Annotated in this window: 23 protein-coding genes; 8 read left to right on the top strand and 15 right to left on the bottom strand. The window is 75.9% G+C overall.

Annotated features, from left to right (window positions below; genetic code table 11):
- Positions 1 to 35: 35 nt before the first annotated feature.
- The 4 genes from OG286_RS36600 to OG286_RS36585 are packed head-to-tail and all read right to left on the bottom strand — an operon-like array spanning position 36 to position 8537.
- Complete coding sequence (locus OG286_RS36600; protein WP_331741164.1) at positions 36 to 4049, bottom strand: TIR-like protein FxsC; 4014 nt, start codon at positions 4047 to 4049, stop codon at positions 36 to 38.
- Positions 4046 to 5119: a MoxR family ATPase gene (locus OG286_RS36595; protein ID WP_331741162.1), complete on the bottom strand. Its 1074-nt coding sequence runs from the start codon at positions 5117 to 5119 to the stop codon at positions 4046 to 4048. Before OG286_RS36595 ends, OG286_RS36600 begins: the two co-directional genes overlap by 4 nt.
- A gap of 41 nt (positions 5120 to 5160) precedes the next feature.
- Positions 5161 to 7242 carry a hypothetical protein gene (locus OG286_RS36590; protein WP_331741161.1) on the bottom strand — a complete coding sequence of 694 codons (2082 nt, stop codon included), beginning with the start codon at positions 7240 to 7242 and terminating at the stop codon, positions 5161 to 5163.
- On the bottom strand, positions 7239 to 8537 hold the full coding sequence (locus OG286_RS36585) for a hypothetical protein (RefSeq protein WP_331741160.1): 1299 nt from the start codon (positions 8535 to 8537) through the stop codon (positions 7239 to 7241). Before OG286_RS36585 ends, OG286_RS36590 begins: the two co-directional genes overlap by 4 nt.
- Before the next feature lie 290 nt (positions 8538 to 8827).
- Here OG286_RS36585 and OG286_RS36580 point away from each other — a divergent pair, with 290 nt between their 5' ends.
- On the top strand, positions 8828 to 9253 hold the full coding sequence (locus OG286_RS36580; protein WP_331741159.1) for a hypothetical protein: 426 nt from the start codon (positions 8828 to 8830) through the stop codon (positions 9251 to 9253).
- 50 nt (positions 9254 to 9303) lie between these two features.
- On the opposite strand, the gene OG286_RS36575 is transcribed toward OG286_RS36580, so the two are convergent.
- Complete coding sequence (locus OG286_RS36575; protein ID WP_331741158.1) at positions 9304 to 10404, bottom strand: chemotaxis protein; 1101 nt, start codon at positions 10402 to 10404, stop codon at positions 9304 to 9306.
- A gap of 176 nt (positions 10405 to 10580) precedes the next feature.
- Between OG286_RS36575 and OG286_RS36570 the strand changes: the two genes are divergently transcribed.
- Positions 10581 to 10832 carry a hypothetical protein gene (locus OG286_RS36570; protein ID WP_331741155.1) on the top strand — a complete coding sequence of 84 codons (252 nt, stop codon included), beginning with the start codon at positions 10581 to 10583 and terminating at the stop codon, positions 10830 to 10832.
- Positions 10833 to 10919: 87 nt separating this feature from the next.
- On the opposite strand, the gene OG286_RS36565 is transcribed toward OG286_RS36570, so the two are convergent.
- The 3 genes from OG286_RS36565 to OG286_RS36555 form a co-directional block, all read right to left on the bottom strand.
- On the bottom strand, positions 10920 to 12563 hold the full coding sequence (locus tag OG286_RS36565; RefSeq protein ID WP_331741154.1) for a sigma-70 family RNA polymerase sigma factor: 1644 nt from the start codon (positions 12561 to 12563) through the stop codon (positions 10920 to 10922).
- A 204-nt stretch (positions 12564 to 12767) separates the two neighbouring features.
- Positions 12768 to 13742 (bottom strand): CAP domain-containing protein, encoded by a 975-nt coding sequence (locus OG286_RS36560; protein ID WP_331741153.1) that lies wholly within the window; start codon positions 13740 to 13742, stop codon positions 12768 to 12770.
- A gap of 195 nt (positions 13743 to 13937) precedes the next feature.
- Positions 13938 to 14471, bottom strand: coding sequence for a GNAT family N-acetyltransferase (locus OG286_RS36555; RefSeq protein ID WP_331741152.1), 534 nt, complete (start codon positions 14469 to 14471; stop codon positions 13938 to 13940).
- A 329-nt stretch (positions 14472 to 14800) separates the two neighbouring features.
- Here OG286_RS36555 and OG286_RS36550 point away from each other — a divergent pair, with 329 nt between their 5' ends.
- From OG286_RS36550 to OG286_RS36530, 5 genes are all read left to right on the top strand, one after another.
- Positions 14801 to 16342 carry an ATP-dependent DNA ligase gene (locus OG286_RS36550; RefSeq protein ID WP_331741150.1) on the top strand — a complete coding sequence of 514 codons (1542 nt, stop codon included), beginning with the start codon at positions 14801 to 14803 and terminating at the stop codon, positions 16340 to 16342.
- A gap of 209 nt (positions 16343 to 16551) precedes the next feature.
- Complete coding sequence (locus OG286_RS36545; RefSeq protein WP_331741149.1) at positions 16552 to 16761, top strand: ferredoxin; 210 nt, start codon at positions 16552 to 16554, stop codon at positions 16759 to 16761.
- A gap of 125 nt (positions 16762 to 16886) precedes the next feature.
- Positions 16887 to 18098 (top strand): cytochrome P450, encoded by a 1212-nt coding sequence (locus OG286_RS36540; RefSeq protein WP_331742601.1) that lies wholly within the window; start codon positions 16887 to 16889, stop codon positions 18096 to 18098.
- A gap of 317 nt (positions 18099 to 18415) precedes the next feature.
- Complete coding sequence (locus OG286_RS36535) at positions 18416 to 18577, top strand: hypothetical protein (RefSeq protein WP_331741147.1); 162 nt, start codon at positions 18416 to 18418, stop codon at positions 18575 to 18577.
- A 181-nt stretch (positions 18578 to 18758) separates the two neighbouring features.
- Positions 18759 to 19043 carry a hypothetical protein gene (locus OG286_RS36530; protein WP_331742599.1) on the top strand — a complete coding sequence of 95 codons (285 nt, stop codon included), beginning with the start codon at positions 18759 to 18761 and terminating at the stop codon, positions 19041 to 19043.
- Between the two features lie 157 nt (positions 19044 to 19200).
- Here the strand turns inward: OG286_RS36530 and OG286_RS36525 are convergent, their stop codons facing one another.
- The 4 genes from OG286_RS36525 to OG286_RS36510 all read right to left on the bottom strand — a co-directional run bounded on the left by OG286_RS36525 (position 19201) and on the right by OG286_RS36510 (position 21154).
- Positions 19201 to 20112, bottom strand: coding sequence for a hypothetical protein (locus tag OG286_RS36525; RefSeq protein ID WP_331741146.1), 912 nt, complete (start codon positions 20110 to 20112; stop codon positions 19201 to 19203).
- Positions 20113 to 20148: 36 nt separating this feature from the next.
- Positions 20149 to 20433 (bottom strand): DUF427 domain-containing protein, encoded by a 285-nt coding sequence (locus tag OG286_RS36520; protein ID WP_331741145.1) that lies wholly within the window; start codon positions 20431 to 20433, stop codon positions 20149 to 20151.
- A 179-nt stretch (positions 20434 to 20612) separates the two neighbouring features.
- Positions 20613 to 20849 carry a DUF6296 family protein gene (locus OG286_RS36515; protein ID WP_331741144.1) on the bottom strand — a complete coding sequence of 79 codons (237 nt, stop codon included), beginning with the start codon at positions 20847 to 20849 and terminating at the stop codon, positions 20613 to 20615.
- A 68-nt stretch (positions 20850 to 20917) separates the two neighbouring features.
- Complete coding sequence (locus OG286_RS36510; protein ID WP_331741143.1) at positions 20918 to 21154, bottom strand: DUF2277 domain-containing protein; 237 nt, start codon at positions 21152 to 21154, stop codon at positions 20918 to 20920.
- 247 nt (positions 21155 to 21401) lie between these two features.
- On the opposite strand from OG286_RS36510, the gene OG286_RS36505 reads away from it, so the two are divergent.
- Entirely contained in the window at positions 21402 to 22676 is a 1275-nt protein-coding gene (locus OG286_RS36505; protein WP_331741142.1) for an MFS transporter, read from the top strand.
- A 97-nt stretch (positions 22677 to 22773) separates the two neighbouring features.
- On the opposite strand, the gene OG286_RS36500 is transcribed toward OG286_RS36505, so the two are convergent.
- The 3 genes from OG286_RS36500 to OG286_RS36490 form a co-directional block, all read right to left on the bottom strand.
- Positions 22774 to 23316 carry a gamma carbonic anhydrase family protein gene (locus OG286_RS36500; RefSeq protein WP_331741141.1) on the bottom strand — a complete coding sequence of 181 codons (543 nt, stop codon included), beginning with the start codon at positions 23314 to 23316 and terminating at the stop codon, positions 22774 to 22776.
- A gap of 92 nt (positions 23317 to 23408) precedes the next feature.
- Positions 23409 to 24749: a serine hydrolase domain-containing protein gene (locus OG286_RS36495; protein ID WP_396323998.1), complete on the bottom strand. Its 1341-nt coding sequence runs from the start codon at positions 24747 to 24749 to the stop codon at positions 23409 to 23411.
- 358 nt (positions 24750 to 25107) lie between these two features.
- Complete coding sequence (locus OG286_RS36490) at positions 25108 to 25674, bottom strand: DJ-1/PfpI family protein (RefSeq protein ID WP_331741138.1); 567 nt, start codon at positions 25672 to 25674, stop codon at positions 25108 to 25110.
- Positions 25675 to 25843 lie beyond the last annotated feature (169 nt).

Below are 25843 nucleotides of genomic sequence, written 5' to 3'. Positions count from 1 at the left end.
GTCACGGGCCCCACCGGACGACCGGGCCGTCGCGGTCACACATCGGCGATCCGCGGGTGCCCCTCCCCGGCCCCGTCCGGGTGGCCCCACCGGCCCTCCCTGAAGGCGCGCTCCGCCCTCGCCACCACCCTCGGCAGGGCTTCCTCGAACTCGTCCAAGCCGCCGATGGCCTGCTGCCCGCTGTGGGTCTGCCCGGCCCGCAGGGCCTCCCCGGCCGACAGCGCACGGCGACTGAGCGCAGCCGGCCCGGAGGCGTCGGCGGCCGCCCCGGGACCGTCCGCGCTCCACGGCTCGAGCACGCCCATCCAGCCCGTGTTCCGTGCGCTGACGCGCCGCAGCAGCGAGAACCGGCGGGTGTCCCGCAGCGCCCACCGGTCCAGCAGCAGGACCGTCGGGCCGGCGGGCGCCCCGTCCTCCAGGAGCCGCTCCGCCTCCGGCTCGAAGTCCTGGACCGAGGGGCTGAACCCCCACTGCCGGGCCAGGCCCTCCGTGTGCTCGGCGAGCGAGCGCGCCAACACACCCCGGTAGGGGTTCCAGTCGGTACGCCGGGGCCCGTAGGCCTCGGTTCGCCGCCCGGGCGGCACTTCGTCCCGCCGGTAGGCGAGCACCAGGATCCGCAGCTCCCGCGGCGGCGTCGCGTCCTCGAACGCGCTGGGCAGCGTGGCGAGGTCGAGCACGCGGCCGACCGGGATCACCGTCTCCTCCGCCACCTTGACGATCCGCCGGGCCAACCGGTGCACCGCCAGGTCGTAGGCGGACCGGAAGGAACCGATCGTCATCAGGGCGTACATGCCCTCGGCCGCGTAGTCCGGGCCGAAACCGCTCTGGTTGACCTGGAGTCGAGCCGCGGTCTCGGGCAGCCGGTGGCGCGTCGGCGGAGTCCACTGGACCGGGACGATGCCGCTGCTGCGCTCCGAGTCGGCGCTCACCGGGAACACCTGCCGCCGGGTGAAGGCGTGCCACTCCCGGCCGCACGGCACGCTGGCGAAGTACCGGGGCGAGTACAGCGGGACGAACACCCGGCAGGTCGCCAGTGCCTGGGCCCGCCGTTCGGACGCTCCCCGGCTGCGCCCGTCGTCCATCATCCCGACCGGCACTCCGTCGGGCACGTTGGTGAGCTGCAGGATCGCGTCGCTGAGGTCCTCGCAGAGTCTGCGCACCCAGAAGCCCGGGTCCATCCGGCCCTCGGTGGGCGGTGCGTGGGCATGGCTGAGGTAGAAGTACGGCCGGACCACGTCCTCCTCGTCCTCGCCCCCCACGGCCGGCAACCGCGGCAGCCGGCGGGTGAGGTAGGCGTCCGCCGCCGCCTCGATCGCCTCGGCGCGGTCGTCCGCGCCGAGGCCCCGGGCCCCCTGGGCGAGGCGGAGAAGGTCCCCGCGGTCCGCGTGTTCGAGCAGGGCCTGCCACAGCGTCTCCGGCGGGATCAGCCCGGGTGGCCGGCGCCTGTGCTGCCAGCCCTCCACGAGCGGATGCATGGTGTACGAGAAGCCGTCGGCGGCAGCGCCGGAGGCCGTGCGACGGTCGGCGCGGAACAGCCCGACGCGGCCGGCCTCCTGCGAGGTCGCGTAGGCCATCGCGGCCCCGAACCAGTCCTCCGGCCCGTTGTTCCGCCCGTACGCGCTCAGGTAGCCGGGCGCCGCCGCCTCCAGCAGCCGGTCGGGCAGCGCGCGCCGGTGCCCCAGCCGGAGGGTGTCCAATGCCGCGTCCAGGACGGCGCGCACCATGACGGGCGCCTGTTCGAAGCCGGCCCGGAGCCCGGGTGCCGCCGCGACCACCTGGACGACCCGGCGATCCCGGGCCACCTGGACCGCCTCGGCGAGCCGGGGGTCGAGCCGGGCGGCGGCGTCGGCCTCCTCACGGGAGAACTCCTCGGGCACGTGGACCCGGGCCCGGTCCAGGAGGCGCTGCAGGAGACTGCCGGCGAACCTCGCCCGCGGGCTGTCGTCCGGGTCCTTCATCCGGAGCGTGCCGAGCACCAGGACGGGGCCGCGGGAGCGGTCGGCGAGCAGCTCCGCCAGCTGGTCGGCCGGCCCGCCGCCGGCCCGCGGGGCGGCGAGCACCTCCATCGCCTCGTCGAGCCAGACGACCGTGTCGGGTCCGATCCCGTCCAGCCCGGCAGCGCCCGCCCCCGGGGGCTCGGGCTCGGGCCGCCAGAGCCGCCACCCGGCAGGCAGGCGGCGCAGCGCCTCGAAGCACGCCCTCGTCTTCCCGGTGGCCCGGGCGCCGGTGACCAGCACGGCCGTGCTCCCGCCCGCCAGGCCACCCCGCACCAGCTCCGCCACGGCGGTGTCCAGTTCGCGCCGGACGTAGGGCACCAGCGTCGGCAGGCCGGGCTCGTCCGGCGGGTGGTCCGCGGGCTTGACGCCGAGCAGTTCGGGCCGCTCCAGGGCCTCGGCGACCGACAGAGCCACCCCAGGTGACTCCCGGCCGGCGGCACCCCCCGCCGACTCGGCGAACGGCAGCGCTCCCGGTGCGACCGCGCGGGCCCGCGTTCCGTCCGCGACGTGGCCGGCCAGGAAGTCGGCGGCGGCGGTGCGGCGCGACCGGAGGTAGGCGGCGACCTGGTGGCGGACGGTCCGGCGGATCTCGGCGACGTCCTCGCGGCGCTGGGCACCGAGCAGGGCGTCACGGACACCGGGCAGGAAGTCGAACTCGACGCCGTCGGGGTCGGTGCCGGGCGGTGGGGCCTCCCAGGGGGCGAGCAGGCCGCCGAGCAGGACCTCGGCGAGGTGGCCGTGGTCGGCGTGCGGGAGCATCGCCCGGCGGACGAGCGTCATCACCGGGAGGACCAGCGGCACGGCGGACAGGTGGCCGGCCAGCTCCTGCGCCAGTGGAGAGGCAGTCTCGCGGAACTGCTTCAGCGCCAGTTCGGCGGTGGCCGGCGGTGAGGCGGGAGCGGCGGCCGGCGGTGCGGCGGGATCGACGGCGGGGACCGGTCCGGCCCCGCCGGCGAGCAGGCAGCTGAGCCGGCCGCGCCGGCCACCGCCGGACACCAGGGCGGCGAGCGCGGCCAGCGACGGCGGGCTCGGGTCCACCACCGGCACCGGCATCGGCCGGACCCCCGTGCCGGCCCCGTCGCCCGGCGCGGCCCGCAGCCTCCGGTGGGAGCGCCCGCGCGGGCGGGTGGCGGCGGCCTCCCAGCCTGCGTTGGGGGCTGCCGGGCCGGTGGCGCGCAGCCAGAGCGGGGTGGGGCGGACGGCGCCGCGGGACCAGAGGCGTTCGGGCAGGACGTTGAGCACTGCGACGGACCCGTGCCGGCCCCACCCGCGCAGCACCACGTCCAGGGCGGGCCCGCCCCAGCCGGCGCCGACGGTGTCGGTGACCACCAGGACCAGGCGGCGGCCGGACGGGTCGGCGATCTCCTGCGGCCGGCGCGGCGCCCCGCCGGGGCGGGCGGCGAGGCCGGGCAGTCCCCCGGCCTCGGTGCCGCTGAGGTACCAGGTGCGGACGTCACGGAAGACGCCGGTCTGGGCGATCACCCGGCGCAGCTCGGCGACCAGGTCGTGCCAGAGGGTCATCGAGCGGTGGGTGTCGATGACGAGGGCGAGGTCGAGCCAGCGGCCGGGGGTGGGGCGCAGGACGGGCACCAGCAGGCGCTGGTCGACGCCGGCGCTGACGGTGGCCTCCTCGTCGAGTTCGGTCTCACCACGGCTGTGGGCGAGGGTGCGGCGGCCGAGCGGGCGCAGGGCGCGCATGACGGCGAGCGGGTCGGCGAGAGCGGCGGCGCGGGCGACGCGGACGAGGTCGCCGCGGGCGGCGCCGGGGCCCGGCTCCGTGCCGCCGGGGGCGGCCAGGTCGGCGGTGGCGTAGTGCTGTTCGAGCGGCCCGCCGATGCGGCCGGGGGCGGGTTCCGGGCCGTCGGCGGTGCCGGGTCCCGGGGGCGGGTCCGCGGCCGGGTCGGCCGGGCCGACGGGACGCTGCGGCCGGTCGAGGGCGGCGCCGCCGAGGCAGCCGGCCAGCCAGAGGACGTCGGCCAGCTCCTCCGCGCCCAGGCCGGCGGCCGAGGCGGCGTCGGCGTCGGCGAGCGCGCGCAGCAGCCGGTCCGTCACGGCGAGGCCGGACCGGTGAGCTTCTGCAGGACGGTCTGCAGGAACACGTCGCGCTCGGTGTCGTCCGACCAGGCGCCGCTGAGCCGGAGTTGGACGGCGTTGAGGAGCTGGTCGGTGGCGAGGTCGCCCTCGGCCCGCCGCTCGTCGAAGGCGCGGATCAGGCCCTGGACGAGGTCACGGCGCCGGTCGTCGAGGTCCGTGGGGAGGTGGAGCCGCTGTCTGATGATCTGTTCGAGCCGGGCCGGGCCGGGTGGCTGGACGTGCAGGCGGATGCAGCGGCGGAGGAAGGGCGGCGGGAAGTCGCGCTCGTTGTTGCTGGTGAGGACGACGATCGGGAAGGCGCGGCACTGGACGCGGCCGTGGTCGACGGCGACGGTGGTGTCGGCGGGGCGCAGGCCCTCCGCGGCGTCCGGGGTGTCGTCGGTGCCGATCCGTACGCGTGGTTCGCGGCCGGCGATCCGGGCGAGTTCGGGGATCTCGAAGCCGCCGTCCTCGAAGACGGTGAGCAGGTCTCCGGGAAGGTCGATGTCGCTCTTGTCGATCTCGTCCACCAGCAGGACGCGCGGGCGCTCCTGCGGGAGCAGCGCGGTGCCGAGCGGGCCGAGCCGCAGGTAGGGGGCTATCGAGCGGTCGGGGGCCGGCTGAGCCGGTGAGCCGCCGTGCAGCTGCTGGAGGTTGGCGTCGTGCAGTCGGCTGATCGCGTCGTAGCGGTAGAGGCCGTCGCGCAGGGTGCTGCGGCTGGTGATCGGCCAGTGCAGGACCGGGCCGAGGCCGAGGTCGGTGGCGATGCTGTAGGCGAGGGTGGACTTGCCGACGCCGGGTTTGCCGGTGACGAGCAGCGGGCGGCTCAGGTAGAGGGCGGTGTTGACGGCGTCGGTCTCGGCCTCGTCGGCGACGTAGCCGGTGCCTCGCCGGGCGGTGCGGTCCCAGGCATGCCCGGAGGGGCCGGGCGGCCGGTACTGCGGGTCCGGCGTGCCGTCGAAGTCGCGCCAGGGCGGCTGCTTGCCTGCCAGCCGGGCGAGGCGGGCGTCCGGGGTGCCCTCGCCCTGGTAGATCCACCAGTCCTTCATGTGCTGCTTCCTTCCCTTCCAGGCCGGAGGGCGATCCCCCGTCAGGACAGCGATGTGGTCCGGGGCCGGTGCTCGGGGTCGTCCCAGAGCAGTCCCAGGCGTGCGCCCGCCGGGCAGTCGGCGCACCCGCCCGGGGCCGATACGACCCGTAACTTCCTTACTGCGTCGGGCAGTCGGTCGAGGTCGAGGGCTGGGGCGAGGCCGGTGGCGGAGGCGTCGGCCGCGTCCGCGGCGCGGACCTCGGCGTCGGCGTCGGCGTCGGCCGCGTCAGTCCCGCCGGTCACGGAGGCGAGGAGGGCGGCGAGGGTCTCGGGCCCGGTGCAGCAGGCCGCCTCCGCGCCGGTCCGCCGCCAGACGGCGATCGGCAGGCCCGCGTCCAGGACCAGTTCCAGCCGGTCGGCCAGCGGTGCGCCGTGCCGGTCGAGGAGGGCGCAGACCGGGTGGCCCTCGGCGCCGAGCCGGTCGGCGAGGCCGGGGCCGGGCGGGGTGCGCCCGGTGAGCGCGTGGACGGCGTCGGGGTGGCGGCCGCCGTGTTCGCGGTACCAGGCCCACTTGCGCCGCCAGCGGTGGCCGGACTGGTGGGTGCGCTCCTCCGGGCAGCGGACCAACACCTCGTAGGAGGTGCCGAGTTCGGCGGTGCGGCGGCCGCGGGTGGGCAGCGGCCAGCGTTCGAACTCCTCGTCCAGCAGCGGTTCGGGGACGTGGAACTCGATCCGCCGCAGCTCGGGGCCGGCCGCGCCGAACACCTGCCGGACCAGCTCCTCCCGGACGGCGGCCAGGGCGATCGGGCGGGCGGACTCCCAGAGGGCTTCGAAGCCCTGCCGGTGGAGCCACATCCGGACCAGGTAGGCGTCCTCGTCGGCGGACTCGGTGAGCTGGACGTGCAGTTCGGCGCGGCCGTCGCGCTCCCGCGCCGGCGGTGCGGGGACGGCGTCGGCGCCGAGCCGCAGGCCGGTGCGCCGGACCCAGTCGGCCAGCCGCTCGGCGCGGGCCCGGTCCTCCTCGCGGGCGGCGAGGTAGCGGACGAAGGCGAGCGGGAGCGGGAGGCGGCGGGAGCCGGACCCGAGCCGGCGGTCGAGGTCGCGCACCACGGCCATCGGTTCGGCGGCCGGCAGCGCCGGTCCGGGCGGGGCGCAGCCGGCCGCCTCGAAGGCCCAGCGGTAGGCGCGGTAGGCGTCCGGTGGCAGGCCGGGCCCGGGGAGGAGCCCGTGCAGCTCGGCCCAGGCCTGGTCGTCGAGCCGGGGCGCGCCGGGCGGCTCCTGCGGCCAGCCGTCGTCGGTGACCGGGTTGCCGTCCCAGTCGCTGATGCGCCACTGGATCTGCTGCCAGGCCTGGCCCCGGCGGGCTAGCGCGGCGAGGTCGGCGTGCACCTCGCGGGCGATGTCGGGCAGGTGGCGCAGGCTCTCGTCGAGGCTGCGGCCGGCCAGCCGGGCCAGCAGGGTGTCGGTGAGCCGGCCGGCGCCGCCGATGTTCTGGGCGGGCAGGCCGGGCCGGGCGGCGTAGAGGACGAAGGTGCTGCGACTGCGCACCGGGCGGCCGTTGCCGTAGTCGACCCGGCCGAAGGTGGGGCCTGCTCCGGTGCGGACGTCGAGGCGGCAGGCATCGCCGATCGAGACCACCCGGCGGAACCGCTGGTTGACCTTGCTGGATCGCCAGAAGCGCAGGGCGGAGTCGAGGTCGAGGTGACGGATCGGCGGGGCGGAGGCGTCGGCGAACGGCAGCAGCAGTTGGTCGTCGTCGCCCGCGTAGCCGTGACCGGCCCAGTAGATGAGGAGCAGGTCGCCGTCGCACTTGGGCAGTTCGCGCAGCAGCGCGTCCTCGATCTCGTTGCCGGTGGCGGGGCGGTGGGCGGGCAGCCGTGCTGCGCCGGCGGTGGCGGCGGCGGCGGGCGCGGGTGAGCTTCCCGGGCCGGCGGAGGCGGGCAGCGGGGAGAGGAAGAGCCGGACGTTGGCGGCGGGAACGCCGGCCGGGCCGGTGAGCCACTCGGCGAAGCGGACGGCGTCCCGGGCGGGGCCGCGGAGGTCCCAGTCGGCGCCCACCCCGTACGACTCGATGCCGACGACGAGGGCGAAGACCCGTTCGGGCGCGAGGTACTCGGCGTCGTCGCCCGCGAGCTGCCTCACCCGGCGGCTCCGGCGGCCGGCCGCGCGGGCGCGCTCCCGGCCAGCGCGGCGGCGATCCGGTCGTAGAGGGCGGGGAGCTTGAAGTAGGCGCTGTGGCAGTACGGGAACGGCTGACGGCTGCTCACCTCGTGGTCGGTGACCCGCCGGTCGCCGGGGAAGACCGGCCCGGCCCGGTAGCCGAGGACGTCCCCCGGGTCGTAGACGTTCAGCCAGTCCGGGAACCCGGCCGGCAGGGCCTCGCCCGGCTCCAGACCGTTGAGCGCGCCGAGTTCGTGCAGGAACGGCGCCTGGGAGCCGACGGTGACCAGCAGCCGCAGCCCGGCCGGGGCCTCCCGGCGGGCCGCGGCGAGGGCGAGGCAGTCGACCAGGGCGATGCCGCCGAGGCTGTGGCCGATCACCACGGTCGGGCCGGGGGCGGCGGCGATCCGCTCGGCCAGGAAGGCCCGGAGCGGGCCGCCGCGCGCCTGGTAGCGGAGGATGTCGCCGAGCGCGGGGGTGGCACCGACGGTCAGGGCACCGCGGTGGCGGTCGAGCAGTCGCTGGCCGCCGAGCCGCATGCCGAGCCGGCCGAGCACTCCGGCCGCCCGGCCGAGCGGTCCGCGGGCGGCCCCGCCGAGGCGGTCGGCGAGGAGTTCGACCAGCCGGTCGCGCTCGTCGGCGGTGCAGAGTGCCCCGGGGCCGGCCGCGGTGAGGAGTTCGGCGGTGAGCGCGCGGGCGGTGACGGCGATCAGTTCGGCGCCGGCGACCGGGTCGACGGCCCGCTCGCAGGCCTCGGCGAACTCCTCGACGGCGGCCACCCGGCGGAGGGCCTCCGACAGGTGCGGGCCGAGCGCGGTGGCGGCCAACAGGGCGTTCAGTTCGGCGAGTTCTTCGGTGACACCGTCGAGCACGTCATGGTCCGCCCCGGGGTGCGCGAACGCAGCCAGCCGGTCCGCGACGGCCTCGCCCGGGGTCCGCGCCCCGGGGGCGCCGAACCCGTCGTCCTCGGCCGGGAGCCGGGCCAGCACCCGCAGCTCGCAGAGCGGGTCGACCAGTAGCAGCGTCCAGCCGCCGTCCACCCGGTCGACCAGTGCCTCCGGCTGTGCCGGGGCCGCTGCGGCGGGCACCGGGAGGCCGGCGAAGCCCGGGATCGAGGCGCCGCCCGCGGCCAGCGTCGCGCCGTGGTCGTCGCCCCAGTAGCAGGGCTCGACGACGGCTTCCGGGAACCGGGCCGTCAACTCGCGGGCGACCAGCTCGAACAGCGGGTCGTACCCCTCACGCCGCACCCCGGTGCCGTGTACGAACAGGAATCGCATGCCGCCCCCACGCTCCGCGCCGGCTCCCCCGGGCCCGGCGGGTCCGATGGTCCGATGGTCCGCTCAGCACCCTAGCGCCGCCCTCCGGCACGCGGCAGCCGGTCCGCCGCACATCCACGCGGCGGCGGGCCCGCCGGCCGAGGCCCGGGGCGACCGCCGCGGCTGCGGACCGGCCGGCGGCCGGACCTTCGGGCCCCTTCGGACCCTGGATTGTCAGTCCCCCTTGCTACGGTCGCGAGCGACGGAACAGGTACGAACAGTACGAACACGTGCGGACAAGGGGGACGTTCATGGGTGAGGAACTGCGGCGGTTCGGCGTCGGCGCGTACGAGCGCTGGACGGCGATGTGGAACGGCGAAACGGACCTGGCGGCGGAGATCATGGCCCCGGAGTTCACCCTGCGCTACGCCCAGGCGGGCACCGAGGCCTTCGACGACGCGCACACGCCCGGACAACTCGCCGCGCTCATCGCCGACTGGCACGGCCGGCGCCCCGGGCTGCGCTTCGTATCCGAAGGAGTGGCGGTGGTCGACCTCGCGATGGTCGACGGCCGGCCGACCGGACTCGTCGCCCGCCCCTACCTCGCCACGTTCACGGACGAACAGGGCGCGGAGGTGGCCCGGAGCGGAACGGACACCCTGCGGATCACCGGCGGCCTGATCAGCGAGGTCTGGTCGGTCTCCTCGGGCGCCGCCGGGCGCACGTTCTACCGCTGACCCGCCGGGGGCCCGGCCGGTTGCGGCCGGGCCCCCGGGACAGGCGGTGGTCAGTACCGCAGCACGGCGGCGATCCGGCCGCGGTCGGCCAGCTCGCCGGCGGGGACGAACTGCACCGTGGCGCCGGTGTCCAGCGCCCGTTCGACGATCTCGTCCACCATGTCCTCGCGGACGTCCGGCTCACCGGCGGCGGCGGGCACGAGGTGGTTGTCCGTCACCCGGACGGGCTCCCAGTAGTCCTCCTCCACCGTCAGCAGGCCGACCCTGCCCTCGGAGACGTTCTGCCAGACCTCGTCGATACCGCTCGCCAGCGCCTTGACGCCGATGGCCTGGTCGAGGCGCTCGTGCAGCTCGGCGACGGCCCGCCGCGCCTGCTGCTCGGCGGTGGGCCGGGCGGCCTCGGCGACGGCGGCGGCCGAGGCGTGGCCCAGGCCTCCGCGCGGCACCTGGGCCGCGGCGCGCTTGACCGCGGTGCCGACCTCGTCCAGCAGGGCGAGCGCGGCGGCCTCACCGAGCACATAGAGCGGACGCGGGTCGGACTCCAGCAGGGCGCCGAGCGCGGTGTCCGCCTCGCGCAGGAACCGGCGGGTCTCCTCGTCCCGGAAGGTGCTCGGAACGTCGCCGATCCGCTCCTGGCGCTCGACGTCCCAGTTCGGGCGGACCTGGTCCAGCGGGAAGCGGCCCCCGGTGTGTTCGGCCAGCCGCGGCCCGGTGCCGCCGAACAGGGCGACCCGGTCGGCGGCGACCGTCAGCACCCAGTACGGCGCGCCGGCGGTGTAGGCGGAGACGAGGTTGCGGGTCAGGAAGGTCTCCGAGACCACCACCCGGGCCGGCACCGTGCGCGGCAGCGACCAGACCTGGTGCTCACCGGGCGCCGCGAAGATCGCCAGACCGTCCTCGGCGTGCACCAGGTCGACCTCCCGCAGGGCCCGGTCCAGCTGCTCGACCACGTCCAGCCGGTCGGCCCGGGAGACCGCCTCGTCGGCGTGCAGCCGGTTCTTGGCCTCCGCGATCAGGTTGCGCAGGCGCACCGGGTCCTGGGTGTTGTCGGGCTCGCTGCGGTGGGTCGGCAGCAGGACGGAGACGGCCGGGTAGCGCCGGGGGCGGCGCAGCTCGGCGAGGACGGCTGGCGTGAGCTCGGCTGCGTGCATCGGATGCCCTTCTTGTCGCGGTTGGCTGGGCGTAGTCGGAAAATTCGGCTTTCGCCGGATTTGCTCCCCGACCCCTCCCCATCCCACCGCCCTCCTATGCCGCCCGCCACCGGAAACCCGTCGGTCGTCCCGGAGCCGGGCCGTAACCCGGGTGGCCGAGCGTCGTTGGACGGGGCATGAAGAAGCGCAGCATGCTCGCCGTCGCCTCGCTCGCCGTGGGCGTCGTGGCCTCCCTGACCGCTCCCAGTGCGCACGCGAGTGCGGTCGGCGGGCAGGGCGACCTGACCGGGCCGCTCCAGCCGGGCGGTGCCATCACCACGGCCCCTGGCGCCGTCCAGGGGCAGGTCGGTGACGCCGGCGGCGTGGTCGCCGACAAGACGGGCTATGTGACGGGTCAGGCGGACGGCCTGGTCGGACTGCCCGCCTGACCACATGTGACCGGCCGCGCGGGTGAGCAGCCGCACGGGTGAGCAACCGCGGTGCCCGGCCGGACTCAGCGGCCGGGCGTGTGCCCGTCAGCCGAGCGGGGCGCCGAGGTCCTGGGTCCAGTAGAGACCCGCGGGCCCGGTCGCGACGCCGACGCCGACGTCCTTGAAGGCGCAGTCCAGCATGTTGGACTGGTGGATCCCGCCGTCCATCCAGCGGGAGAACACGGTGGCGGGGGCGCTGGTCCCCCGGTCGAGGTTCTCGCCCCACCGCGACCAGTGGTACCCGGCCGCGTTCAGGCGGGCGTCGGCGCGGGCGCCGTCCGGGTTGACGTGGTCGAAGAAGTTGCGGGCCACCATGTCGTCCGCGTGCTTCTGGGCCGCCGTGTGCAGCTTCGGGTCGATCCGCAGCGGGCCGCAACCGGCCTTGGCTCGTTCGGCGTTGACCAGGTCCACCAGCTGGCGTTCCGGGCTGGGCGGGGTCGCCGTCGGGCGGGCCGCGGTCGGTGACGGCGCGGGGGCGGCGGTGGCCGGCGGCTCGGTGGGCACCGGCGCTGCCGTCACCGGGGGCGTCGGCGGCACGGACGGCTCCGGGGCGGGCGGCATGGGCATCGCGGCCGCCGGGATGAGGTCGGGAGCGGCGGCCGTCGCGGTCGGTTCGGGCGCGGCCGGTTCGGGTTGCGAGTGCTGCGGCCAGACCAGGGCGAGGGTCGCGACGGCGAGGACCGTGGCCGCGCCGCCCGCGACGGCCGCCTTCCCGCGGGTGAGGGCGCTCCACGGCCCGCTCCCGCCGCCGGTGGGGTCGGCCGGCGCGCCGGCCGCGCCGTTGGCGGCACCCGCGTTCGCGGCACCGCCGTTCCCTGCGCCGGTGTGGGCCGCTCCGCCGTTCGCCGCTCCGCCGCCGGCCGCACTGCCCGGCGTCACTGTGGCGGCCGTGGCCTGGAACGACAACGCGACCGGCGAGTCCAGCGGGACGGGCACCAGCGCCAGGCCGGCCAGCAGCCCCTCGGCGGGGAAGAGGTCGCGGCCGAGCCGGTCGCAGGCGGCGCAGCTGCGGATGTGCCGCGCTATGCGCTTGCGCCACACCGAGTTCGGGGTGCCGTCCCAGCCCTCCGTCAGCTCCTCCAGCTCCGGGCAGCGCGGGTAGGCGGTGAGTGCCCGGACCACGACCCGGCCGGCTTCCAGCTGCTTCTTCATCCGCTGGACGCGGACCGCCGTGTGCTGCGGCGTCAGGTCGAGCGCCTCGGCCAGTTCGGCCCGGGTGAGGTCGCCGCAGGCCTCCAGCCACCAGAGGGCGAGCAGCTCGCGGTCGTCCGGGTCCAGCCACCGGGTGGCCTCGGCGACCTCGCGCCGCTGTCCGGAGAGGCCGAGGCGCAGGATGGTGAGGTCGGTGAAGTCGGCCCGGGGGTCGGCGAGCTCCCAGGCCTCGTCGAGACCGCCGACCGTGCTCTGCTGCTGGCCGGTGCAGCGGCGGCGGACCTGGTTCATGGTGATCGCGACCAGCCAGGAGCGGAACGACTCCGGGTCGCGCAGCCCGTCGAGGCCGTCCAGCGCCCGGATCATGGTCTCCTGCGCGACGTCGTCCACGTCGGCATGGCCGTTCAGCGCGCGCCCGGCGACGTTGTAGACCAGCGGCAGCCAGGTGGCGACCAGCGCCTCCTGAGCCTGCCGGTCGCCCGCCTGGGCCGCCAGCACCAGGGTCGTCCCGGTGCGGTTCTGCACGTCAACGTTCATGGGTCCGCACTCCGTCTTGCCGTCATCCGTCCGCCGCTGCCTCCTCGGAGACCTTCGGGGAATGCTCAGATAACAACAATTTGCGCGGATTCGGAAAACGGGGTCGGGGACAGGGGCCGGGGACGGCCTCCCGACGGGGCTCCGACCGGCCCACCCCGCGTGGCCGGCGGTGGGACCGCCGGGGCCAGGGACGGCACTCCGCGGTCAGGACGGCGAGGCGAACACCTGCGTCCACCAGGGGCCGCCGGATCCGGTCTTCACGCCGACGCCGATCTCCTTGAACGAGCAGTTGAGGATGTTGGCGCGGTGGCCGGGGCTGTTCATCCAGGCGTCCATCACGGCGGCCGGGTCCTTCTGGCCGCGGGCGATGTTCTCGCCCCAGCTGCTCCAGCGGTAGCCGGTGGCCTCGATCCGGTGGTCGGCATGGTAGCCCTCGGGGCTGGCGTGGTCGAAGTAGTTGCGGGCCGCCATGTCCTCGCTGTGGCCCTGGGCGGCGGTGGCCAGCCGCGTTTCGGCGGTCAGCGGGCCGCAGCCGTGCTCGGCGCGCTGCGCGTTCACCAGGTCCACGACCTGCTGGGCGTACTGGGCCGCGGTGCCGCTCGCCGGGGTGGCCGGGGCCGGGGCGCCGGTCCGGCCGGAGGTCGCGGTGGTGCTCGCGGCCGCCTTGGCGGCGCTGCTCGTCGAGGCGACGGGGCTCTTGGCGGACGCGGCCGGGCTCGATGCGGTCGCGGTGGGCTTCGCGGACCCCGTGGCCGAGGGAGTCGGAGCGCCCGTCGTCCCACCGGTGGCCGACGGGGTGGCCGGGGCACCGGAGGCGGCGTGGGCCGCGTCGGTGGCTGCCGGGCTGCCGCCGGCTGCGGCGACGGCCGGGTCGAAGCCGCCGGCGCCGGGGATCTGTATGCCCTCGTGATCGCCGGCCTCCGCCGCGATCTGCGGCTCGAACGCCACCGCGTCCCGGTCGCTCCCGGCCCCGCCGTAGACGGCGTACCCGGCGCCGGCGAGCGCCGCGAGGACCCCGGTACCCGCCACCGCGGCGACCACGGCCACCACCGGGCCGACGCCCCGGCCGCGGCGGCCCCGCCCGCGCCGCCGGTCGGCGGCGCGGCGCGCAGCACGGCCGCCGGCCGCGGCGTGGTGGCCGGACGCGGGAAGGATGGTCGTCCTGTCTTCGCTGTTCACCTGGGCACGCTTCCTGTGTCGGGTCGGCCGGTACGAGTGCCGACACCTGGGAGACCCCGTGGCGGCGGGTCGATAACAGAAAAGCGAACGAATTTCCGACTGCCGGTCGGCTCCGGGGTCGCCGGCCCGCTCCGGGCCCCCTCCGGCTCCCATGGGCGGCCCCCGTGGAGCGGGCGCTCCGGGCGGGCCGTTCGGTCAGGCCTCGTCCGGCGCCATGTCGTAGGTGCCGAACATGGTCCGGGTGGCGACCTGGTCGTACTTGCTTCGTGCCCGGTGGTTGTTGTCGGAGGTGCTCCACCGCACGACGTTCCAGCCGCGCTCGGCGGCGATCTCCCGCAGCCGGGCGAGCAGCGCGTCCACCGCGCCACCGCCGCGCGCGTCCGGGCTGACGAACAGGTCGTCCAGGAAGCCGCCGACGGCACCGTGCAGCGGCCGGGAGAACGGGCGGTAGTGGGCCAGCCCGACCGGCGTGCCGTCGGTGTCGCGGACCAGCAGGCCGTCCAACTCGTGCGCCGGATCAGCCAGCCAGGACCAGACCGGCTCCGCCTTCTCCTCCGGCATCGGAACGCGGTAGAACGTGCAGTAGCCCCGGAACAGCTCGCGCCAGGCGGCGAAGTCACCGTTCTCGGGCGTGCCGACACTCCAGCGGGCGGCGGAGGCGGTCGCGGCGGGGGTCGCGGCAGCAGTCGCAGTGACGGTCGCGGCGGCGGTGGCGGTCTGGGGAGTCATCTCGGCCCCCAGGTATCGGGTGGACCACGGTCGGCACGCGGCGGTGCACCGCGCGCGGTATCGCGCCGGCATGACGGTCCGTCGGGCCGCCGAAGATGGACGTCGCGGACAAGAGCACGGCGGGCTTCGCTCCACAGCGGTGCAGCCCGACTGCCGCCCGCGAAGGCGTGTCCTGTGGTCCGCGACGGGCCCGTCGCCGATGCTGGAGCCCGAGCACGCCCTTGCACCGACGCCCCGCACCGACGCCCCGCACCGACGATCTGCACCAACGCCCTGGCACGCCCTCCCCGGCGCATCCGACCTGCACCACCACCCCCGAGGAGCCCCGTATGCTGCTCCGTCACCTGGCCCAGACCTCCCGCGCCGTGGCGGGCGAGCCCGGCCGCCGGGCCAAGATCACGCTGCTGGCCGACTGCCTGCGCGAGCTCGGCCCGGCCGAGGCCCCGGCGGCGGTGGCGCTGGTCTCCGGCGAGTCGCACCGGCTGCGCACCGGCATCGGCCCGGCCTCCCTGCGCGACCTGCCGGTGCCCGCCGCTGAGCCCTCGCTGGGCGTCCGGGAGGCCGAGCGGACGCTGGAGGCGATCGCCGGGGTGCACGGCGCCGGCGCGCAGGCCGAGCGCCGCCGGCTGCTGGCCGGACTGTTCGAGCGGGCCACCGACGTCGAGCAGGCGTTCCTGCGGGCGGTGCTGGTCGGCGAGCTGCGACAGGGCGCACTCGACGCGGTGGTGGCGGACGCCGTGGCCCAGGCCGCCGGGGTGCCGGCGGCGGCGGTGCGACGGGCGCTGATGTTCCGCGGTTCGGCCCGCGCGGTCGCCGAGGCGGCGCTGACCGGCGGGGCGCCGGCGCTGGACGTCTTCCGGCTGGAAGTGGGCCGCCCGGTCCGGCCGATGCTGGCCGCCTCCGCGCCGGACGTCGCGGCCGCCCTCGACCGGATCGGCCCGGCCGCGCTGGAGTGGAAGCTCGACGGCATCCGGGTCCAGGTGCACCGGGACGGCCGGGACGTCGCGGTGTTCACCCGGAGCCTGGACGACATCACCGCCCGGGTGCCCGAGGTGGCCGAGGCGGCACTCGCCCTGCCGGTCCGCTCGGCGGTGCTGGACGGCGAGGCGATCGCGCTCGGCCCGGACGGACGCCCGCGCCCGTTCCAGGAGACCGCCGCGCGGACCGCCTCCCGGCAGGACCCCGAGCGACTGCGGGCCGAAGTGCCGCTCAGCGCCTACTTCTTCGACCTGCTGCACCGCGACGGCGAGGACCTGGTGGACCGGCCGGGCCGGGAGCGCTGGTCCGCCCTGGCCGAGGCGGTGCCGGCCGGGCTGCGGGTGTCGCGCACCGAGACCGGTGACCAGGAGCAGGCGCTGGCCTTCTTCCGGGAGACCCTGGCGCTGGGGCACGAGGGCGTGCTGGCCAAGGATCCGGCGGCGGGCTACGCGGCCGGCCGGCGCGGCGCCGGATGGGTCAAGGTCAAGCCCCGGCACACGCTGGACCTGGTGGTGCTGGCCGCCGAGTGGGGCAGCGGCCGGCGCCGTGGCCGGCTCAGCAACCTCCATCTCGGCGCCCGGGCCGCCGGGGAGCCCGGGCTCGGTCCCTGGGTGATGCTCGGCAAGACCTTCAAGGGCCTGACCGACGAGACGCTCGCCTGGCAGACCACGGAACTCCTCGCCCGCGAGGTCGAACGCGACTCGTACACCGTGCGGGTACGGCCGGAACTGGTCGTGGAGATCGCGTTCGACGGCGTCCAGCGCAGCCCCCGTTACCCCGCCGGGCTGGCCCTCCGGTTCGCCCGGGTGCTCCGCTACCGGCCGGACAAGAGCGCGGCCGAGGCGGACACCGTGGCCACCGTCCGGGAGATCGCCGCGACGGAGGGGCTCTGAGGGGCAGGCCGCCGTCCGCACACCTGTACTGACGAGCTATCAAACATCCTCCGGGACAAGGGCATTCTCCATCGGAGCAAATCGGCCATTCTGCGCGAGAGCGGCGACGCACCCTTCGTGTGCGACAGAGCGGCGGTTAGGTTGACAACGACTGCGGGGGGCGGCCGGCCCGGGCGATCCGGTGCCACACCACTGAGAGGTGTCCGTACATGCAGGTGAGCGTCGACCCGGACCGCTGCTGCAGCTCCGGCCAGTGCGTCCTGACCGTGCCGCAGGTCTTCGAACAGGACGACCAGGACGGCCTGGTGAGACTGCGCCTGACCGTCCTGCCACCGGCGCTCCACGCCGACGTGCGACTCGCCTCCGAGCTCTGCCCGGGTGGCGCGATCACCGTCACCGAGGACGACCGGGGCGCGTAGCAGCCGCACCCGCCCGCCGGCCCCGCCCCGCCGACCTCCGGACACCGGGCCCGGTTGCCCATCGACACCGGCGTCCCAGTCACCGCCTGCCACCTGCCACGCAAGGAGATCCCACCTTGACGAGCATGCCCACCGCCCCTGCCTCCACCCCGCTGCTGCCCGCCCCCCACGACAGCCGTTGTCCGTTCAGCCCGCCGCCCGTCTACACCGAGGCCGCCCGCGCGGGCTCCGTCACCCGCGCCGAGCTGCTGGACGGCTCCTCCTGCTGGCTGGTGACCGGCTACCGCGAGGTGCGCACGGTGCTCTCCGACCACCGGTTCAGCGCGGACGTCCGCCGGCCGGAGTTCCCGAGCCTCGTCCCGGGCCGGCGCGAGCTCGCCGCCGCCAACCCCAGTTTCCTCCGCCTCGACGACCCCGAGCACGCCCGGCTGCGTCGCATGGTCACCGGGGACTTCCTGGTCAAGCGGGTGGAGGCGATGCGGCCCGGCATCCAGCAGATCGTCGACGAGGCCCTGGACCGGATGACCGAGCACGCCGGCCCCGCGGACCTGGTCACCCGCTTCGCCCTACCGGTGCCCTCGCTGGTGATCTGCCTGCTGCTCGGCGTCCCCTACGAGGACCGGCAGATGTTCCAGGAGCTCAGCCGGGTGCTGATCAGCACCACGACCGGCCAGGACGAGGTCGCCCTGGCCCAGGGCGAGATGCTGGACTACCTCGGCGGCCTTGCCGCGCAGAAGCGGCACCGGCCCGGCGACGACATCCTCAGCAGGCTGGGCGCCCGCGACGACCTCTCGCTCCGGGAGATCGCCTCGACCGGTCTGCTGCTGCTGTTCGCCGGGCACGAGACCACCGCCAACATGATCGCGCTCTCCACCCTCCTGCTGCTCCGCGACCCCGGGCAGGCGGCCCGGCTGGCCGACCCGGCGGCCGTCCCCGGGGCGGTGGAGGAGCTGCTGCGCCACCTCACCATCGTCCACACCGGCTTGCCGAGGCTCGCCGTGGAGGACGTCGAGCTGGGCGGCACCCTGATCCGGGCCGGTGAGGGGGTGATCGCGATGCTCTCCACCGCCAACCAGGACGAGGAGCTGTTCGGCACCCCGGGGACCCGGCCCGTGGACGAACTGGACGTGGACCGGGACGCGCGGCGCCATCTCGCCTTCGGCTTCGGCGTGCACCAGTGCCTGGGCCAGCCGCTGGCCCGGGCCGAGCTGCAGATCGCACTCCCCACCCTGTTCCGCCGGCTGCCCGGTCTGCGGCTCGCGGCGCCGGACGACGAACCGGCCTTCCGCTCGGACTCGCTCATCCACGGTCTGCGGGAGCTGCCGGTCACCTGGTGAGCCGCGGTGCGGGGCCGACGGCGGGGGCGACGGCGCGCGGGACGACGCCGCGCGGGACGACGCCGCGCGGGACGACGGCGGGGCCGCACCGCGGGACGACGCCGCGCGGGCCCGGCAGCGTGGGACGGCGACGCCTGCGACCGGCAGCATGCGGCCCGCGTGGGCCTGGCCGAATGTCCAGGCCCGGTTGGCCGTGGGGCGGGCGCGGGGGCAGGCTGGAAGGGCGAGACAGAGACCCGGTCCGGCGCCCGCCCGGCGCCACCCGCACCACGGCGCACCCGGACGTGCCCGGTCCGGCCGAGGAGACGGAGCCCGCGATGACCGACATGAGCGCACGGTCCGAGGTGAGCGTCGACCGCGAGGAGGATGTCCGCGCCGCCGACCCGGAGGAGGGCATCACCTCGATGCAGAACCAGCACGCGCAGGACACCTCGCAGGCGGAGGGCGAGCCTCTGGACGAACCCGAGGCACGCAGCTGACCGTCCGCGACGAACGAGTTTCCACGAGGCCGCCCGGTGCACGGGCGGCCTCCGCGACCGCGGGTGTCGCTGCCGCATCGGCGGCGGACCGGCGGGGGAGGATGGGCGCATGAGCGAGCAGCAGCAGGGCGCAGCAGCGGCGCAGGGCGGCGGGCCGGCCGAGCCGCCCGGGGATCCGCGGATGTCTTGGGCCACCTGGACCACCCAGTCGATCATCAGCGGGCCCGGCGGGGTCACCACCGCGGAGGTCGGCCCGATCTCCGGCGACCTCACCGTGCACACCACCTGGGTGGACGGCGAGGCCCGCCTGACCGTGCAGTACACCGGTGCACTGGACTGGTACACCGTGTCCGGCAGCCCCGTCCCGGCGGCGGACGAGATCACCGCCAGGGCGATCCACCAGGCCATGGTGAACGCCGTCAAGGCCGGTCGCGGGGCGGCCGCCCCGCAGGCGCCCGGTATCTGACGCGGGCCGCGTTTTCCGGGCCCCGTCCCCGGCTGGGCAAGCCCCCGGCCGGGGCGGGGCCCGGCCTCGTCCCCGGCTCACGGCAGCCCGGGCGCCGGGGTCGGCTGCCCGAAGCCGCCGCCTGTGGGGCCGCCGCCGGGTGTCCCTCAGGGAGCCCTCAGGGAGCCGTCTCGCCCGGCAGGGCCGGGGCGGCGGCGGACCAGTAGGCGGCGGCGGCCGGGCGGCGGGAGCGCAGGTCATCGCGGACCTGGCGGCCCACCTTGCGGGTGTCGCGCCGGTTGACGGTGGCGCCGATGCCCGCGCCGACCATCAGCGGGATGAGTGAGGGCAGGCGGCGCAGCGTACTGCGGGTGAGCCGTTTGCGGACCTGCTGGCGGACCTCCGCGCCGAGCGCCATCGCGGCCAGCCCGGCCGGCTTCACCAGCAGCGTCGGATCGATGCCCCGGCGGTTGGCCCAGGCGGCGACGTAGGCGGACGCCCGCTGGGTGACGTTGCCCTGGGCGCGGACGCCGTAGACCTCGTGCAGCTCGGCGATCAGCTTGATCTCGACGGCCGCCACGGCGAGCGTCTCGGCGGCGATCTCCACCGCCATCGCCGGCGGCACGGGCAGCATCGCCGCCGCCCCGACGCCGGCGCCGAGCGCGGCGGACGCACGGGAGGCGCCGGTGATCAGCAGCGCGGCCAGCCGGTCGGCGTCGGCGGCCGTCGGGTGCTGGGCCCGGAGGGTGGCGAGGTTGCGGACCGGGATGCGCGGCGCCGCCTGCATCAGCTGGTCGGCCATGGCCCGGCCGCCGTACGCGGCACCCTTGGCGGCGGACCGGCTGCCGGCGCCGATCAGCTTGGCGATCGAGGCGACCAGCGTCGCGCCCCGCCGCCGGCCGCGCTCGGCCCGGTACTCGGCCTCGTACTCGACGACCTGCCGGGAGGGACCGCCGTCCGCCGGGCCGCCGGCGGTGGGCTCCTCCAGCTCCTCGACCAGTTCGGCCAGCTCTTCGGCGACTTGCCCCGGGGTGGGCTCCGGGGTGGGCTTCGGCTGCCCGGAGCGTCCCGGCTTCCTGAAGATTGCCATGCTGTGCGGGTACCCGGTGGCGCGCGGCGGTACGCCTTATTCGGTGATCTCCACCCCGCGCCAGAAGGCGATCCGGCCGCGGACGTGCGCCGCCTCCGCCTTCGGATCGGCGTAGTACCAGGCGGCGTCGGGGTTGACCTCCCCGTCGACGTGGAGGGTGTAGTACTCGGCGATGCCCTTCCAGCCACAGACGGTGGTGGTGTCGGACGGCCGCAGATACTCGGTGCGGACCGATTCGGCCGGGAAGTAGTGGTTGCCCTCGACGACGGTGGTGTCATCGCTCTCGGCGATGACCGTGCCCTGCCAGCGCGCTGTGGTCATGCGGCGATTCTGCCGGACGGCCGCGCGCCGTGGGAGGGGCCCCGGGCCCGGTGGGGCGGGTTCGCCGGCGCGGCCCGGTGGGCGGGTGCGCTGCCGCGGCCCGGTGGGGCGGGTTCGCCGGCGCGGCCCGGTCTGCGGGCGCGCCGGCGAGGGCGTGAGGCGGGTGGCCGACGGGGGCGTTACGGGAGCGGCTGTGCGTGGACCGGGAAGTGCGGGGACTGGTGGCCGCCGCTGGCGAGCATCCGGACCTCGCCCGAGTCGCTGATCTCGGCCCGGACGATGCCGCTGGCGTCCTCGTAGACAGGGTGCCCGCCGGGGCCGGTCGCGCTGGTCCGGATGACCACGACGACGTCCTGCGGGGCCTGGGTGCCGGGCGTGCCCGGGAAGGTGAGCGCGTAACGGTCCGCGGGGCTCATCGCCGACCTCCTGTTCATGCTGGTGGGGGCGGCCTCGGTCCGGCCCGCCGCTTGCTGTCACCGCCCGGTCAGGCGGAGGCCTGAACGGTCCGGGTGGGCGCGCCGCGCACCTCCAGCTCCGCCAGCAGCCTGGCGGTCGCCTCGGTGACGGCGTCCACGGCGCGGTCGAAGGCCTCCCGGTTGTGCGCCGCCGGGGCCCGGAACCCGGACACCTTCCGCACGTACTGGAGCGCGGCCGCCCGGTAGTCCTCCTCGGAGGGGTCGGGCGTCACGGGTGGTCTCAGGGTCTTGATACTGCGGCACATGCCCCCAGTTTCGCGCGCGGGGGCCCGGCTGGCGACCCCCGTCCTTAACCGTTCCGACGCGGAGACCACTCGGGGTCGTCACCCGCTCGGATTAGGATTTCGGACGAACTAATCTCTTTCGCCCTTACCCTCCCTCTCCTCTTCCCCGCTCTTCCCCCTCCCCTCCTCCCTTCTCCCGCCGGCCCGACGACCGTGCCGACGACCGCTCCGCCCTGCCCTCGTGCGGGCGTCACCCCGGAGTCCCGCCTTGCCACTCGCGCTGGTCGCCCTGGCCGTCACCGCGTTCGCCATCGGCACCACCGAATTCGCCGCCATGGGGCTGCTCCCCCAGGTGGCCGACAACCTCCACGTCTCCATACCGCAGGCGGGATGGCTGATCTCCGCCTACGCCATCGGCGTGGTGATCGGCGCCCCGCTGCTCACCGCACTCGCCGCCGGACGGTCTCGCAAGGCGGTGCTGGTCACCCTGGCCGGCCTGTTCGCGACCGGCAACCTGCTCTGCGCGGTCGCACCCGACTTCTGGTCGCTGGCCGCGGCCCGGCTGATCACCGGCCTGCCGCACGGCGCGTTCTTCGGCGCCGGGGCGGTCGCGGCCGCCGAGCTGGTCGCACCGCACCGGCGGGCCCGGGCCGTCGCCGTGATGTTCTCCGGCCTGACCGTCGCCAACATCGTCGGGGTGCCGGCCGCCACCCTGCTCGGCCAGCACCTCGGCTGGCGGGCGACCATGCTGGTGGTGGTCGCGATCGCTGCGGCCGGCACGGTCGCCATCGCCCGGCTGGTGCCGGAGCTGCCCTCCCCCGAGCAGTCAGGGCTCCGGCACGAGCTCGGCGCGTTCCGCAGCGGCCAGCTCTGGCTGGCGCTGGCCACGGTGGTGTTCGGCTGTGGCGGGTTCTTCGCCTGCTACAGCTACATCGCCCCGCTGCTCACCGAGGTCTCCGGGTACGCGACCGGCTCGGTGACGTTGGCGCTGGCCCTGTTCGGCGTGGGGATGACGATCGGCAACGTCCTGGGCGGGTTCGCGGCCGACCGTGCGCTGCGGCCGACCGTCTGCGCCGCCTTCCTCCTCTCCGCCGCCACCCTGGCGCTCTTCGCGGTGACCGCCCACGCGGCGTGGTCGGCCGCCGTCACGGTGGTGCTGATCGGGCTGTTCGGCTTCGCGATCGTCCCGGCCGTGCAGACCCTGGTGCTGCAGAAGGCGCGCAGCGCGCCGACGCTGGCCTCGGCGACCGTGCAGGGCGCGTTCAACCTGGCCAACGCCCAGGGCGCCTACTTCGGTGGCCTCGCCCTGGACGCCGGGCTCGGCTGGACCTCGCCGACGCTGGTCGGCTCGGGGCTGGCCGCCTCGGGGGCAGCCATCGCCGTCGTCGCCTGGGCCGCCGACCGCCGGCGCCCTGGGACTGCCGGGCCCGAGCCCGACGGGGTGGGTGTGCCGACCGGGGCGGACGGCCCGGCCGGGGTGGACGCCGCCGCGCCGGCCCCGGCCGGGCGGACGGAGCGCACCGGGGCGAGCACGCCCGCCTGAGACCCCGGCGGTACGCCGTCCCGCCTCGTCTCCAGTTCCCCCCAAAGGCCTGGACGACGACCGGGACGGCGCGCCGGCTCTCCACGGCTCCCCCGCCCTACCCGGCCCGGCGCTCGACCGGCTCGATCTCCCGGTGCCCGTCGGCCAGCAGGCGGTAGCCCTCGCCGTTGAACTTGATCCCGGCCCGCTCCTCCTCCGTCAGCTCACGCCGGACCTTGGCCGGGACGCCGGCCACCAGCGAGCCCGGCGGCACCTCCATGCCCTGCGGCACCACCGCGCCCGCCGCGACCAGCGACCCGGAGCCGATCCGGGCGCCGTTCAGCACCGTGGAGTTCATCCCCACCAGGACGTCGTCCTCGATCGTGCAGCCGTGCAGGACGGCGTTGTGCCCGACCGAGATCCGCTCGCCGATGACCAGGGGGAAGCCCTGGTCCGCGTGGAGGGTGCAGTTGTCCTGGATGTTGCTCCCCTCCCCGATCCTGATCGACTCGGCGTCGCCGCGGATCACCGCGCCGTACCAGACGCTCGCCCCGGCGGCGACCGTCACGTCGCCCACCACCACCGCGTTCGGCGCGACGAACGCCGACGGGTCGACGGCGGGCACCCGGCCCCCGACTGCGGCAATCAGCGGCTCTGCCATGTCTCGTCCTCCTGTTGACGTGCGGCCATCATGTTCCGGGCATGATCGCACCAGGGCGGCCCCACCCCGACCGCCGTCCCCCTCGTTCGAGCTCAGTCGAGGAGGAGGACGGCCGGGCCGGCGGCCGCCGGTATGCCGGCTGTGGCGGGCGGGGCGAGCGGCCGGGCGGTGGCCGGCGGGCGGCCGGCGCAGGTGCCGGTGCCGGTGGCGACGAGGGTCTCGAAGGCGGCGTTGGTGGCGGGCAGGTCGGACATGTCGTAGGGGTTGACCGAGGCGGCGAACTGCCGCCGCCCGTCGGCCGCGCCGTACATCAGGGTGTTGTAGCCCGGGATGCCGCCGCCGTGGCCCCAGAACTCGCCGCACGCCGTCGCCGTCCGCTGGAGCGCCAGGCCGTACTCGGCGGGCCCGCTCAAAGGTGTGGTCCGCTTCATCTCGGCCAGCTCGGCCGGGCCGAGCAGCCGCCCGCCGAGCAGGGCGGAGATGAACCTGGTGAGGTCGGCGGTGGTCGAGATCCCGGCGCCCGCCGAGCCGGCCATGCTCGGGTTCAGCAGGGTGATGTCCGCCGGGCCGGCGGCGAGCTTGTAGTAGGCGTGGGCGTGCGGGCCGGGGACGAAGGGTGAGTCGACCGGCATCGAGGTGCCGCTCAGCCCGAGCGGCCGGATGATCCGCCGCTCCACCTCGTCGCCCCAGCTGCGGCCGGTGAGCCGCTCGATGAGCAGCCCCGCGACGATGTAGTTGGTGTTGGAGTAGTGCCACCCCCGCCCTGGGGCGAAGTAGGGCGGGTACTTGGCGGCGATGCCGATCAACTCCTGCGGCGTGTAGGAGCGCCAGCGGCCGGTGCTGAGCCACTGCTGCAGGGCGGCTGGGTCCCCCTCGAAGGAGAAGCTCGGGTCGTCGGTGTAGTTGGCGAGGCCGCTGGTGTGGTTGAGCAGCTGGCGGACGGTGATCTGCCCGCCGCCCGGCACCAGGCCGGGCAGGTGGCGCTCGACCGCGTCGTCCAGGCCGAGCCGGTACTCGGCGACGAGTTGGAGGACCACCGTCGCGACGAAGGTCTTGGTCACGCTGCCGATCCGGAACCGGCCCTCGGCCGTGGCCGGGGCTCCGGTGGCGAGGTCGGCGGTGCCGGCCGCGCCCTTCCAGACGGTGCGGCCGCGCTCGTCGACCCGCCCGAGCGTGGCGGAGGCTCCGCCCGGGCTCACCAGGCCGCGCACGGCGGCGTCGAGGGCCGCCCGGTCGACCCCGCGGGCGGCATCGGCCGCGGGATCGGCAACACCGAGCGCCGCGCCCGGACCGCCGGTGACATCGCCGCCCGAGCCCGTTTCGTCCGTCACCGTCAACCGGTAGGGCACCGGTTGTGTGGCCTGGGCGGCGGTCATGGGGGCGAGTGCGCCCACCAGGCCCGCGCCCGCGAGCACGACGGAGGCCGCACGCACGGCCGGCCCGCGCCGTCGCCTTGCCCGCACGTTCCGATGTTCGCTCCCCCGTGCCGTGCGCCCCGCCTGCTCGTACGCTGCTTCCGCCATGCCGCTGCCCTCCCGCGGATCGAACGGACGGCCTCCCCCAACAGCCGTCCGGGTTCTGACAGCTGACACTCTGACAGTCGGATACGAAGCAGTCGTCAGCCCCAGGGCCGGAACCTCTCCGCCCCAGGTCTCATCCGCCTCCGGCGTGTCGCTCCATCTCAGGTCGAAGGCGACCCCCGAGAGCACCCAGGGGTGCGCCTGCGCCGGAAAGGCCCTGCGGCCCCGGGCGTCCCGGGCGGGCGCAGCCGCACCCGGGACGCCCGCCGGGTCAGGAGAGCGGGGCCTTCACCCGCAGCACCTCGACGAACGCCCGGATCCACGCCGGGTGGTCGGGCCAGGCACGGGCCGAGACGACCACGCCGTCGACGACCGCCTCGCCGTCCACGTACTCCGCGCCGGCGGCGGCGACGTCCGGCTCCAGTGCCGGGTAGGCGGCGCTGCGGCGGCCGGACAGCACCCCGGCGGCGGCACTGACCAGCGGGCCGTGGCAGATCTGCGCGACCGGCTTGTCGGTCTCGAAGAAGTGCCGGACGATCCGCTGCACGTCCGGGTTGTTCCGCAGGTACTCGGGGGCGCGGCCGCCCGGGATCACCAACGCGACGTAGTCGGCCGGGTCGACGTCCGCGACGGCGAGGTCGGCGGGCCACGTGTAGCCGGGCTTCTCGGTGTAGGTGTCGAAGCCGTCCACGAAGTCGTGGACCACGAACTGGAGCCGCTTCTTGGCCGGCGCCGCGATGTCGACCTGGTAGCCCTCCTCGCGCAGCCGCTGGTAGGGGTAGAACACCTCCAGCGACTCGGCGGCGTCACCGGTGACGAGCAGGATCTTCGATGTCATCGCCGACATCCCTCCACATGATCGACCGTCAGACATGGTGCGGGCCCGTCCCGGTGGCGACCGGCGCGGGCCGGGAACAACCTCCCGCACCGGGCACCCCCGCCGCAACAGGGCGCACCGGAGGCGCAGCAGCGCGTGAGCGCCCGCGCGCGCCCGTCCCCGGCCGTGT

The sequence above is a fragment of the Kitasatospora sp. NBC_00039 genome, from assembly GCF_045160625.1.
In the GTDB taxonomy this organism is placed as follows: Bacteria; Actinomycetota; Actinomycetes; order Streptomycetales; family Streptomycetaceae; genus Kitasatospora.
This window is presented reverse-complemented; position numbering and strand designations above follow the sequence as displayed.